Raw genomic sequence first — 239 nt, 5'->3', positions numbered from 1 at the left:
CCGATGCGGTGTCGCAGCAGAAGCAGGAACAGGTGCTGGCCACGCAGCTGCAAGCCAAGGCCGCCTATGACCAGGCGGTCGCCGATCGCGCCGTCGCCCAGCTCAATCTCGATCGCAGCGAGGTGCACGCCTCCGTGAACGGCACCATCACCAACATGGACCTGCGGCCCGGCGCCTACGTCACCGCGGGCAAGGGCGTGATGGCGCTGGTCGACAGCGATACGCTGCATGTGGAAGGC

The 239-nt window shown here is 67.4% G+C and carries 1 pseudogene; it reads left to right on the top strand.

Annotated features, from left to right (window positions below):
- A pseudogene (locus AC0IYU_RS34970) lies at positions 1-239 on the top strand (HlyD family secretion protein); the annotation flags it as partial.

Source organism: Variovorax sp. AC103, from assembly GCF_979254005.1.
The sequence above is the reverse complement of the archived record's forward strand: the minus strand, read 5'-3'. Positions and strand labels throughout refer to the sequence as shown.